Genomic DNA, 13,366 nt, shown 5'->3' with positions numbered 1-13,366 from the left:
ATGTACGACTTCGCCGTGTTCTGGGATTGGATGGCCTTTGCCGTGCGCTGGCTGCACGTGATCACGGCCATGGCCTGGATCGGATCGTCCTTTTACTTCATCGCGCTGGATCTGGGCCTGAACCGCAATATCCCCGGCCCAGCGGACGGCGAGGAATGGCAGGTCCATGGCGGCGGCTTCTATCACATCCAGAAATATCTGGTCGCGCCCGAACGGATGCCGGACCATCTGACCTGGTTCAAATGGGAAAGCTACTCGACCTGGCTGAGTGGTGCTGCGCTGTTGATGATCGTCTACTGGGTCGGTGGAGAGCTTTATCTGATCGACGCGGAAAAGGCCGATCTGGCGTTGTGGCAAGGCATTCTGATCTCGGCAGCCTCGCTAACTGTTGGGTGGCTGGTCTATAATTTCCTGTGTAAATCGGGGTTAGGAGAGCGCCCGACCCTGTTGATGGTTCTGCTGTTCGTGCTGCTGGTGGTCATGGGCTGGGGCTATAACCAGATTTTCACCGGTCGCGCCATGATGCTGCATCTGGGGGCCTTCACCGCTACGATCATGACGGCGAATGTGTTTTTCATCATCATGCCGAACCAGCGCATCGTTGTGGATGACTTGAAGAACGGGCGTACACCGGACCCGAAATACGGCAAGATTGCCAAGCTGCGGTCGACCCACAACAACTATCTGACTTTGCCGGTCCTGTTTCTGATGCTGTCGAACCACTATCCGCTGGCATTTGCCACCGAATACAACTGGATCATCGCGGCATTGGTGTTCCTGATGGGCGTGACCATCCGGCACTACTTCAACACACTCCATGCGCGCGCTGGAAACCCCACCTGGACCTGGTTGGCCACAGCCCTGCTGTTCATCGCCATCATGTGGCTGTCGACAGCGCCAATGTACAAGCCCCTGGAAGAGGCCGAAGCCAAACCGCTGACACCGTATGAACAGCGCTTTGCCGCTGCAGACGGGTTTACCGAAGCGCATGATATCGTTCTGGGCCGCTGCTCTATGTGCCACGCCCGCGAACCGGTTTGGGAGGGTATCCTTTGGGCACCCAAAGGTGTGCTGCTTGAAACCGAAGCTGATGTCGCGCGGAATGCGAAACAGATCTACCTTCAAGCCGGTATCACCCACGCGATGCCCCCGGCCAATGTCACCTACATGGAGCCCGATGACCGCGATGCGATCATTCGCTGGGTCCGTAACGCCGGGCTTTGACGCGCGCGGGAGTTCGCGCTGGCGAATGTTTCCCCCTTCCCCCGGGGCGCTCCAAATGATCTAACTTAACCTTAATCAGCCGCGTCATTTAGGCGGCATAAGTGATTTCGAGTTTGGGGGCAGTTGGAGCATCTGATGCAGGGATACAAGCCGCGGCGCGGTCTGACATGCTGGCTATTTGCTGCGCTGATGGTTTTTGCGCCCGCGATTGCCGAAGCATTGGAGACCACGCTGACCGTGCCCGGCGCCCCGAAAGAGGTGGTCGAGCGGCTAAAAGAAACCTCCTCAATCACCACGGCTGAAGTACGGGGTCTGGACACGCCGCTTGAAATTCTATCTGCCGCGCTTTCTGATTATCGAACACTGGTTCAAATTCTTTATGACGAGGGGTATTTCAGCCCTGTCGTCAGCATCAAGCTGGATGGGCAGGAAGCGGCCGAAATGAGCTCGCTCACCGTGCCAACCCAGATCAAGCGCGCGGCGATCACGATTGAGACTGGACCAACCTTTACCTTCGGCACCGCAATCGTGCAGCCGCAGGCGCCGGATACCGAACTGCCCGAAGGCTTTGCCACCGGCAAACTGGCGACAACGGGCGCTATTCAACAAGCGGCCTCAGCCGGCGTGCGCGCTTGGAAAGATGCAGGCCATGCAAAGGCCGATGTCGCAGATCAGCGCGTCATCGCGCGCCATGCTCAGGCGAGGCTGGACGCGGAAATCGACCTTGATCCGGGGCGGCGGCTGACCTTTGGCAAGATGTTTATCAAGGGCGATACAGACGTACGCCACCGGTCGATCGAAAAGATCGCCGGGTTTCCCACGGGTCAGGTCTATTCGCCTGCACAGGTGCAGAAGGTTGGAACTCGCCTGCGCCGCACAGGCACTTTCAGCACGGTCTCACTGCAAGAACGTGAAACCCCAAACCCGGACGGAACGCTTGATTTTGATGCCACCTTTGAAGACCTGCCCAAACGCCGCTTGACCCTGGGTTTCGAACTGGCTTCGCGAGACGGGATCGACCTGAGCGCGACCTGGACACATCGTAACGTCTTTCGCCGCGCTGAACGGCTGCGGTTCGAAGCCAGCCTACGAAACATCGGAGGGTCGGAAGATCTGGATGGCCGAATTGGCCTGAGACTGGATCAGCCCGACCGGCTTGGCCCCGATGACAATACGTTCTGGAGTGCGCTCTTGGAACGTCGCAATACCGATAATTACAACGTCTCGGTCGCGTCACTGGCGTATGGTGCTCGGCGCACGTTCTCGGATCAGCTCTACGCAGAAGCCTCGGCGGGCTTTCAATGGTCTGACGCGGATGACGCCTATGGCGACGGGCGCAAATTTCGCTATTTCATTCTGCCCCTCCGGTCAGAATGGGACCAGCGCGACAGTAAAGTCAGCGCAACGAAAGGCTTCTATCTCGACGCACAGGCTATGCCGTTCATCGGTCTGTCCGGCAGCGACACCGGGCTGCGGCTATTCTTTGACAGCCGAGCTTATACAAGCCTTGGAACCGGGGGCAGGCTGGTGCTGGCAGGCCGGATTCAACTGGGCTCGGTCATCGGGCCGCCCGCCGATGGGGTAACGCCAGACTTCCTTTTCTTCTCTGGCGGCGCTGGCACTGTACGCGGCCAACCTTATGAGAGCCTTGGGATTCCGGTTGGCACCGGTGTCGCAGGTGGCAAATCCTTCCTTGGTTTCTCCGGAGAGGTGCGGGGCAAGATCACTGACACCATCTCTCTGGTTGGGTTTTACGATTACGGTATCGTCGATACATCATCCTTCGTGGGCTCAGGCGCCGAAGACCATGCCGGCGCCGGGCTTGGTGTTCGGTACGATCTGGGCGGGTTCGGCCCGCTGCGCGTCGATTTGGCGGTGCCGGTGCAAGGCGACACCGGCGATGGCCTGCAATTCTATATCGGGATCGGACAGGCCTTTTGATGCGACGTCTCTCATATCCACTTCTAGTTGGTACCCTCATCGCCGTTCCGATGACCTCAGGTGCGCAGGAAGACGACGGAGGCAGTATGATCGAACGCTTTCTTCAGGACACTTTGTCCGGAGACAACCAGAACGTCACTGTCAAAGGCCTAGAGGGCGCGCTGAGCTCGCGCGCGACGATTCAGGAAATCTCGGTCGCCGATGACGAAGGGGTGTGGCTGACCATCAAAGGGGCAGAACTGGACTGGAATCGCCTCGCCCTGATCCGAGGACGGTTTTCAGTCAATGCCCTGACCGCGCAGGAGATCGATGTCGCACGCGCGCCTGGCACCACAACAACCGAAGACCCTCCGCCTTCGGCTGAAACGCAACCCTTTCAATTGCCGGAACTGCCCGTTTCGATTGAAATCGGTGAAATCCGTGTTGACGAATTGGCGTTGGGGCAACCGCTGATCGGGGTCGCAGCAGAGCTGAAAGTAACCGGGAACCTGTCTTTGGCAGATGGGACGCTGGATACCGATCTGGATATCACGCGGCTGGATCGCGCGGGGGATGAGATCACGCTTTCAGCCGGATTCCAGAATTCAAGCAGCCAGATCGATCTGGATTTGAACGTAATCGAAGCCTCGGGCGGTCTGATCTCCACCGCTTTACGCATTCCCGATAGCCCGCCTATCGGGTTGAGCGCCAAGGGCTCGGGCCCGGTTACGGATTTCACCGCCGATATCGGCCTGAGCAGCGACAACCAGCAACGTGTTGGCGGACAGGTCAAGCTGCGCGCCGCCCCTGATGTGGATGATACCGCCGCGGACGGTATCGCCTTTACTGCAGATATCAGTGGCGACATGACCCCGTTTGTTGCCAATGACATGGATGTTTTCTTTGGTCAGGACACACGCTTGTTGGTCGATGGCCAAACGCAGCCCGAAGGCGCGTTGATCATCAACGATCTGGCCTTTACCTCACAAGCGTTGAAACTGGAGGGTAAGCTGGAACTGGCAACCGGTGGGGCGCTGCAGCTGGCCGCGCTGCAAGGACGGATTACACCGCCAAATGGCGAAACCGTTGTCTTACCTGCTTCGGGTGGAGAAACCTCAATCGAAGCGGCCCAGATTTCGGCGCTGTTTGATCAGGCAAATGGCAACCTTTGGGATCTGAGCTTAACGGCAGACGCGTTTAAGTCCCCACAGATCGCCTTGGACCGAGCGCAGATTACCGCGCAAGGCTCGTTGGAACAGGGGAATGTAACCAAGGTTGAAGGTGATGTTCAGGCCGCGCTTGACGGTATTGATCTGGAAGACCCCGCGCTGAACAGCGCACTGGGGGATCGGGTCACGCTGGACGGGCTGTTCGACTACAGCACCGATGAAAATTTGAACCTTTCGGGGTTTGAGCTGGTCGGGACCGACTACACACTGGGTGTTGACGCATTGATCAGCGGCTTGACCAGCGGTTTGAAAATTGACGGCTCAGCCACGCTGGATGCAACCGATCTGTCCCGTTTCTCCGACCTCGCCAAACTGGACCTTGGGGGTCAGGTGTCGGCACGGCTGACAGGCAGTGGTTCCCCGTTAGAGGGGAGCTTTGACGGTAAACTTGAGGTTCAAGGCGATGATCTTTCCACCGGGCGTGATGATATCGACCCGGTTATTCAGGGCAAAACAACGATAACCGTGGACGCCAAGCGCGGAACAGATGGCATCACGTTGCGCGATTTCACTCTGATCGCGGACGCTGCACGGGCGCAGGCCGACGGGACCGTCACAACACCTGATGGCAATCTGTCCATCGATGGTCAGGTCAAACTATCCGCCCGTGATCTGTCCGTTTTCTCAGGGCTGGCGCAGCGGGACCTAGGCGGGTCGCTACAGGCCAGTTTGGATGGCAAGGGAACAGTACAGACCCTTGAATTCGATGGCACCGCAAGCGTCACAGGTCGAGATATCAAAACCGGAATGGACGAGATTGATCCGCTGCTGAGCGGTGAAACCTCGGTCGTGTTTGACGGGGCGCTGTCGCAAGATCAGATCACGATCCGGCAGGCTACGGTGAATGGCCAAGCTGTCTCTGGTCAAGTCGCCGCCACCATCGACGATCCGACCGGAGAGGTTGCGGTCGACGGAGAGGCTAGCTTGAACATCCCGGACCTGTCACTCTTTTCAGGACTGGCCAAGCGTGAATTGGGCGGCTCCGTTGATGCAAACGTTAAAGGAAATGGGGCTGTCGGCAGCAAGGCTTTCGACGTTAAGGGCACAGTTGCAGCGGACGATATCCGCACCGGAATCGACCAGTTGGATGGGCTGGTTCAGGGCCGAACAACCCTGAACGTAGACGCGTTGAACGGTGATGAAGGATTGAACATTCGCACCTTCCGCCTGCAGGGCACGGCCCTATCTGCGAATGCATCGGGCCAACTGAGCCGCGATGCGGGTGGGCTAAATTTCACTGCTGCGCTGGACGATCTCGGACGGCTTTCAAACACACTATCCGGCCCGCTGAGCCTGGGTGGCAATGTTGCCCCCACCGGTTCGGGGTTGGAGGGAAAGCTCAACCTAAAAGGACCCGACAGCTCGTATGCAAGTCTGACAGGCACGGTCGACACAGATGGCGCAGCCGATCTGGATTTTGATGCCAAGTTAAACCGGATCGAACGCTTTGCACCCGATTTCCCCGGGACAGTTGCCGCGACCGGCAATGCAAAACGAGCCAAGGGCGTTTGGACCATCGATGCCAAAGCCGAAGGGCCTGCGGGGATCAACAGCACCGTGGCCGGGACGTTTGACGAGACCGCAGGCACTGCTGATCTGAGGGCTCAGGGCGGGCTCAACCTGGGGATCGCCAACGTCTTCCTCACACCCAACAAAATCGATGGCTCGGCCCGATTCGACCTTGCGTTGCAAGGGGAGCCAGCGCTGGAGTCGCTGCGGGGGTCGATCACCACATCCGGGACATCCTTCGCGATTCCCAGCGCAGGTCAAACAGTGACTGGGATCAGCGGATCGGTCGATCTGGCGCAAAGCCGCGCCACGATCTCGTTAAACGGTGGCATGCGTGCCGGTGGTGGATTCTCCGTCACAGGGCCGGTCGATCTGAAACCACCCTTCAATGCACAGATCACTACGCGGCTGGACAACCTCGTTTTAACGGATCAATTGCTGTACGAGACCAAGCTAAACGGCCAGATCGCGATGACCGGGGCCCTGGCCGGGAACAGCAGCCTGGCGGGGCAGATCATCTTTGAAGAAACCAATATCAATCTTGCAGCAGCCTCTGGCGCAGTTGGCGCTGCCCCGATCCCCGAGATCACTCATATCGGAGAAAGCCGTGCGCAATACATCACCCGAGAGCGCGCGCAGCTGGTCACAAAAGACCAATCCGGCCAAAGCGCCTCCAGAATTGCGCTGGACATCATATTGTCTGCACCCAAAGCCGTGTTCGTTCGCGGGCGCGGCGTTAATGCTGAACTGGGCGGGCGCATCGCTATTGGCGGCACCACGCGATCTGTCGTGCCATCGGGTCAAATCGAACTGATCCGGGGGAATTTCGACATATTGGGACGCCGCCTTGCACTGACCAAAGGGATCGTAACGCTGCAAGGCGATCTGACCCCGTATATCGAGTTCGCCTCCTCAGCCAGCACACCCGATGGAACCGCAACGATCGAGATCGCAGGTCCGCTGGATGCGCCAGAGGTTGATGTCTTTTCCGACCCCGAGCGGCCAGCCGAAGAAGCCTTGGCCATGCTTCTGTTTGGAAATCGCTTTTCGGAACTTTCCCCGTTTGTCATCGCGCAGATGGCAGCATCTCTGGCACAGCTAAGCGGTGCCGGGGGGGATGCCACCAAAGGGTTGCGTGAATCCACCGGTGTGGATTCAGTCGATATCGGGGCGACCGAAGGCGGCGCAGGCCGTCTGGGCGCCGGTGCTTATCTGGGGGACAATCTGTACACGGATTTCACCGTCAACACCGAGGGAGATACCGAGGTGAACCTGAACTTGGACATCAACGACAACTTCACCGTCCGGGGGACTGTAGACGGACGCGGTGAAACCGGGATTGGTCTGTTCTTCGAGCGTGACTACTGAAGGTTCACTTGAAGCAAAGTTGCCAATAGGAAAAAGGCCGATCCAAAAACCGGCCTTTCTCCTGCAATCTGGGGTTCGATCAGAAGTTGAACTGAACACCAAAGTCAGCGATGGTCTGAGCTTCGCCCGCACGACCGACCTTTTCTCGACCAACTGCACCGCGCAGCGTTGCGCCGTTGCCTAGATCATAGATCGCGCCAACACCATATTGCTGCGTGTCACCTTCGGCCGAACCATCACCGTAAGCCGCTGTAATGGTGGTGGCGGCACCAAGGTTATAGGCAAGCGACGCACCATAAACAGTGCCGTCGGTATCTTCTCCAAAATCATTGACCGGCGTGTCACCATCACGTCCAACGAACAGTGTTCCGCTAAAGTCTCCGAGCTCAGCACCCAGAGCCAGAACAATCAGATCCTGTTTGTCGCCGCCAGCAACGGCTTCGGTCTGACCGTAGATCACTGTGGCAGAATAATTGTCGAAGATGTATGTCGCACTGACGTCCCAGCGATCTGCGCCATTGATGGCATCGGTGTCATAGGACGCACCAAAGGCCAAGTCTCCAACCGCATATTGGAAGAACACCGCATTCGAACCCGCGCCGGTCGATGAATACTCCAGGAAATCGTAATCGACACCAGAATATTGACCCAGAAACTCCTCTAGACCCGGTTCGTTACCAAAGTACAGGTCCGAGTTGTCAAACGCGCCAGAGACGTTGCCCGCATCGACACGCAGACCGCCAAAGATGACCGAGAAGCGGGCACCGTTCAAACCGGCTGTGTTTGCCTCGCCGGTATCGCTGTCTTCATCGGCCTGCAATCGAACCCGCGCCGAGAATTTGACCCCGGTATCAGTTTCCACATCCCCGTCGATGTTTAGACGAAAGCGGGAAACCAGAATTGTGTCACTCACATTCGAGTCGGTTGATCGATCTTCCTGATACCCGATACCAAAACGGCCATAACCGCTGAATTTCACCTCTGCTGCCGCGACACTTGCAGTCGCGATTAGCGCTGTTGTTGCGAAGAGAACATGTTTCATGTCGTTTTCCGTAAATGTGTGAATAGGCGAGCTATGAAATTTCGCTCGAGCCCTAATCGAACAGATCAGTTCAGTTCACAAGATGCTCAGAATAGTTTTATCAAGCGCTGCCTTTTACCTGCCTTTACGCGGGCTTCTTTGGCGGCAAAACACCTCACCAAAGGGGCGTTTTTGAGTTTACTAGGCGGTACGCAAACATGGCTTATGAACTTGGTAAACTTTTGTTAACGCTGAGTATATACTCCATGTGCCTGTCTCTAGACCTTCGCAGTGCCGTAGCCGAACAGCGTAGTGAGCCTTTTGCGCGGATCCGGGGCACACGTCCCAAAAGCCACAGTTTCAAAACTCAAATATTTGTGATCCAGCCTAGCCCTTGTAAAGTTTCTTTCTGATACCTAATGCACCCAAGGCAAGTAGCATGTGATGCCTGCACCGAAGTTGGCACCACGTTGTTCTGGACGATTTCGCTGCCACTTTGAACGGGTATGGATGAGGCCCGACATTCGAGCGGAACGGGGTGTCCAGCTGAACATTCCTAATCCCGAAAAGACCAACAACCATGATGGGCCCCCAGAGACTGATCTGGAGCGGTCTATAGACCTCAAATCATACGCGATTCAGGGCGACAAACGAATAGAGGCTGAACTGTTGACGCCTAAACCCTTGGGAAACGAGAATAGGTTATCTCGATCATCGTGATGAACTCCTAGCGGCCAGAAACAAATTAAAGACTTGGAATCTAAGAATTAAAGAACATGTCGCGAATTGCACTGCGCCCGCAACTCGTGCGACATGAACTGCAGGCCCCATTCGTTTCGAATTTTCGACGTTTCGTACCAAACTCGTTGCCTGTTTCAGACATATATTCGAAGAGGTAGCGTGCTGCGGTTGTTGCAGCGCATTTAACCAGTGTGTTTGGTGACGAGTAATGCCTGATGAAGGAGGGGGTTAAATCCGAAATCGGGGGAAACGAAAGTGGTACTAACAAACCGTTTCAGCATTCAAGCATTTGATACGTTCACCTTCCTGCGTGCCGCTATCTCAATTAGCGAGAAACGCGGGAAGGTGTTCATTTATCCGCGACCGCCCTTCAAACCCAACCCGAACAGAGTTGTGGCCTTCGCGTGATCAAGCTCCGACGCTCTGCAGCCCTTCGGAGCAGGCGAGGCTTGCCAACCAATCGCGTACCGCACCGGTGCGGCTGCGGGCAACGGACACTTTCTCACCGTTGCACAGCACGACATGTCCGATCTCATTCAAACTACGTGCGATGTCGACGCAGGAATTGGCAACCCAACACGAACGATGCACCTGCAACCCTGCCGCCGTGGGCAGCTGGGTCAGAATCCCCTTGAACGTAGAGCGCACCAGCACTTCACGATCATCAAGTTGCAGGGTCACATAGTGCTGGTTTGCCTGAATGAACTTGATGTCCTTGATCAGGAAGCTCTGACCATTTGCCGTCACCACCCCGGTCGCATTGTTTTCGGGCGTATCCTCGATTGGGCCCTCGCTTTCCCCTAGCCGGTCCAGATAAGGTGGCAAAACCCAAACGATAACAATGCTCTCAATCCCGACGATCAGCAGGTACTGCGGCAGGAGCATAGGCATATACATGAAATCTGATGTCTGAAACAGATTAAGCACCCAGTTCGTCGCAAGCTCGGCAAACGTCATAGCGCCAAGCGCCACGGGAATACATGTGACAGGCGAGAAGAATCTTTTGATGCCCAAAAAACTGCTGCCGCTGGCTTGAACCAGGATCATGAGAAAGGCGGATCCCATGTACCCGATCAACATCGACAACCAATAAACCGCACGACCAAACCCGCTTAACCGGTCAGCAAACAAAGACGATGTCGCGCCGATCAGCAACAGCATCAAAGGCACCAGAAATAAGATAAAATTCCTGGACAGAAAGAAACTGAGCAGGGTGTTCAAAGTTGCACGAACCGTCACCCGCGGTAGCACGACATATGTAATGTCGGCCTGTTTCAGTCTGAGATACACATCGTTGAGTGTCATATCGCCCTGCTGCTCTGGTCGCGCCCAAGTCCTTCCCTTTGGGCAATCCCCTTAGATTTGATGCCTTTGCTTCTCCTTGCCCTGCGGCGAATGGAGGCGTTCTTGTGACGTTTTCGCATTCGGGGATGTGTAGAAACAGACAATTGTGGCGCAAATGGTGCAAAGAAAGTCCAAAATAATGCAGCAGGGAGTGACGTAGCGGCACTTAGGAAAAGGGCGGCCCCATCGGACCGCCCTTTCAGATTCATCGCTGCCTAAGATCACTCTGCCGCGATGGCGTCTTCAATCTTTTCGACACGGATCGCCGAGAACTTGAATTCGGGGATTTTGCCATAGGGATCGATGGCCGAGTTGGTCAGGATGTTCGCGGCAGCCTCGACATAGGCAAACGGGATGAACACCATATCCTCGGCAATCGCCCTGTCCGCGCGCACCATGATCTCGATCGAGCCGCGACGCGTGGTCAGACGGATCGTCTCACCCGGTTCGATGCCCATCAGTTTCAGGGTACGCGGGTTCATCGAGCAATTCGCCTCAGGCTCCACCGCGTCCAGAACAGTGGCGCGGCGGGTCATGGAGCCGGTGTGCCAATGCTCCAACTGACGGCCAGTTGTGGCGATCATCGGATAATCCTCATCCGGGGCCTCATCCGGTGGGATGATGCTGGCCGGTGTGAACTTGGCCTTGCCATCGGTGCGTGGGAAGCCATCCCCGAACACAATGGACTGGCCCGGATCGGTTTCGCTGAGCGACGGATAGGTGATCGTCTCGGTTTCAAGCCGTTCCCAGGTGATGTTGTCGAGAGACTCCATCGTTAGCTTCATCTCGTTGAAGACCTGAGAGACATCCGTGTAGTCCCAGTTCAGCCCGATGCGCTGCGCCAGATCGACGGTGATCGCCCAATCCTCACGCGCTTCCCCCGGAGGGGCCACAGCCGGACGCACCCGCTGCACCTGACGGTTGGTGTTCGACACGGTGCCGTTCTTCTCATACAGCGCCGAGGCCGGCAGGATGATGTCGGCATAGTTCGCCGTTTCGGTCAGGAAGATATCCTGAACGATCATCAGATCCAACTTGGCCAAGGCCTCGCGCGCGTGGTTCACATCCGGGTCGGACATGGCCGGGTTTTCACCCAGAATGTACATACCCTTGATGTTGCGCGCATAGATCTGATCGATGATCTCGGTGACAGTCAGGCCCTTTTCATTCGAGAAGTCATCCGAGCCCCAGACATCCATAAACTGCGCCCGAATGCTGTCATCCGTAACCGTCTTATAGTCCGGTAGGAACATCGGGATCAGACCGGCATCGGATGCCCCCTGCACGTTGTTCTGACCGCGCAGCGGGTGCAGACCCGCACCGGGCTTGCCGACATTGCCCGTCATCAGCGCCAGGCTGATCAGGCAGCGCGAGTTGTCGGTGCCGTGGATATGCTGGCTGACGCCCATACCCCAGAAGATCAAGCCAGCTTTGGCCTGCGCAAAGGTGCGGGCCACACGGCGCAACTGATCGGGTTCGATGCCACAGATCGGTGCCATCGCCTCGGGCGTAAACTGGCGCAGGTGCTCTTTCTCGGCCTCCCAATTCTCGGTCCAGCGGTGGATGTACTGGCTGTCGTAGAGTTCCTCTTCGACGATCACATTCATGATCGCGTTGAGCATCGAGACATCAGCACCGGGGCGGAACTGCAGCATCTCATCGGCAAATTTGCGCATGCCAACACCGCGCGGGTCCATCACGATCAGCTTGCCGCCGCGCTTGGTGAACTGCTTGAAGTAGGTCGCGGCCACAGGGTGGTTTTCGATCGGGTTGGCCCCGATGATAATCGCCACATCCGCGTTTTCGATCTCGTTGAAGGTCGCAGTCACGGCGCCCGATCCCACGTTCTCGATCAGGGCTGCCACCGACGACGCGTGGCACAGACGGGTGCAGTGATCGACGTTGTTGTGCTTGAACCCCTGACGGATGAACTTCTGGAACAAATACGCCTCTTCGTTGGTGCATTTGGCCGAACCAAAGCCCGCAACGCTGCGCGGGTCTTCCTGACGCAGAGTTTTCAACTTGGAGGCCGCCAGATCCATCGCTTCTTCCCATGTCGCTTCGCGGAAATGGGTGTCCAGATTGCCGGGATCGACGTTCAGCCCCTTTTCAGGCGCATCCTCGCGCCGGATCAGCGGCTTGGTTAGGCGGTGGGGGTGGTGGATGTAGTCAAAGCCAAAGCGGCCCTTGACGCACAGACGACCTTCGTTAGCGGGGCCATTGATGCCCTCGACATATTTCACCTTGCCGTCTTTGACCTTCAGCGAGACCTTACAGCCCACGCCGCAGAACGGGCAGACGCTTTCGGTTTCGCTGTCATAGTCCTTGCTGTCACCCTTCTGCTGGTCGTCCAGCACGGTAGCAGGCATCAGCGCGCCGGTCGGGCAGGCTTGAACACATTCGCCACATGCCACGCAAGTTGATGCGCCCATTGGGTCGTTCTGGTCAAACACCACCTGCGCGGTGTGGCCGCGACCGGCCATGCCGATCACGTCATTCACCTGCACGTCACGGCAAGCGCGAACGCAGAGGTTGCAGTTGATACAGGCATCCAGATTGACCCGCATCGCAACGTGGCTGTCATCCAGCAGAGGGATTTTCTCGGCCTCTTTCGCCGGGAAACGGCTGTCGCTGACATCGTTCAGCTTGGCCATGTCCCAGAAGTGGCTGGAGGCGTCATGTGCCTCTTCCGGCTGATCGGCGACCAGCAGTTCCATGACCATGGCGCGCGATTTCTCGGCCCGGTCGCTGTCGGTCTTAACGACCATACCGTCTGCGGCGGGGCGGATGCACGAGGCGACCAGCGTGCGCTCGCCTTCCACCTCAACCATACAGGCGCGGCAGTTGCCGTCCGGGCGATAACCCGGCTGCGGCTTGTGGCACAGGTGCGGGATGGTGAACCCCTGGCCCTTGGCGGCTTCCCAGATGGTCCAGCCCTCAGGCACGGTGACATCTTCGCCGTTCAGGTTGAAGGTGACGGTCTTGGTTGGGCTTGCGTCTAGCATGGCTC

6 protein-coding genes are annotated in these 13,366 nt (G+C 57.2%); 3 read left to right on the top strand and 3 right to left on the bottom strand.

Going from position 1 to position 13,366, the window contains the following annotated elements; translation table 11 throughout:
- The 3 genes from ACR0DH_RS00510 (at position 1) to ACR0DH_RS00500 (ending at position 7,250) form a co-directional block, all read left to right on the top strand.
- Positions 1-1,224 (top strand): urate hydroxylase PuuD, encoded by a 1,224-nt coding sequence (locus ACR0DH_RS00510; RefSeq protein WP_480546362.1) that lies wholly within the window; start codon positions 1-3, stop codon positions 1,222-1,224.
- A 135-nt stretch (positions 1,225-1,359) separates the two neighbouring features.
- Positions 1,360-3,165 (top strand): autotransporter assembly complex protein TamA, encoded by a 1,806-nt coding sequence (locus ACR0DH_RS00505; protein ID WP_480546360.1) that lies wholly within the window; start codon positions 1,360-1,362, stop codon positions 3,163-3,165.
- An 86-nt stretch (positions 3,166-3,251) separates the two neighbouring features.
- On the top strand, positions 3,252-7,250 hold the full coding sequence (locus tag ACR0DH_RS00500) for a translocation/assembly module TamB domain-containing protein (protein WP_480546358.1): 3,999 nt from the start codon (positions 3,252-3,254) through the stop codon (positions 7,248-7,250).
- Between the two features lie 79 nt (positions 7,251-7,329).
- Here ACR0DH_RS00500 and ACR0DH_RS00495 read toward each other — a convergent pair whose 3' ends face one another.
- The 3 genes from ACR0DH_RS00495 to fdhF all read right to left on the bottom strand — a co-directional run bounded on the left by ACR0DH_RS00495 (position 7,330) and on the right by fdhF (position 13,361).
- Positions 7,330-8,292, bottom strand: coding sequence for a porin (locus ACR0DH_RS00495; protein ID WP_480546356.1), 963 nt, complete (start codon positions 8,290-8,292; stop codon positions 7,330-7,332).
- 1,128 nt (positions 8,293-9,420) lie between these two features.
- The gene (locus tag ACR0DH_RS00490) at positions 9,421-10,317 is read right to left on the bottom strand and encodes a LytTR family DNA-binding domain-containing protein (RefSeq protein ID WP_480546354.1); all 897 of its coding nucleotides are present in this window, start codon (positions 10,315-10,317) and stop codon (positions 9,421-9,423) included.
- A gap of 260 nt (positions 10,318-10,577) precedes the next feature.
- Complete coding sequence (fdhF, locus tag ACR0DH_RS00485) at positions 10,578-13,361, bottom strand: formate dehydrogenase subunit alpha (RefSeq protein WP_480546352.1); 2,784 nt, start codon at positions 13,359-13,361, stop codon at positions 10,578-10,580.
- Between the last annotated feature and the right edge of the window lie 5 nt (positions 13,362-13,366).

Source organism: Ruegeria sp. I1 (assembly GCF_056532675.1).
The sequence above is the reverse complement of the archived record's forward strand: the minus strand, read 5'-3'. Positions and strand labels throughout refer to the sequence as shown.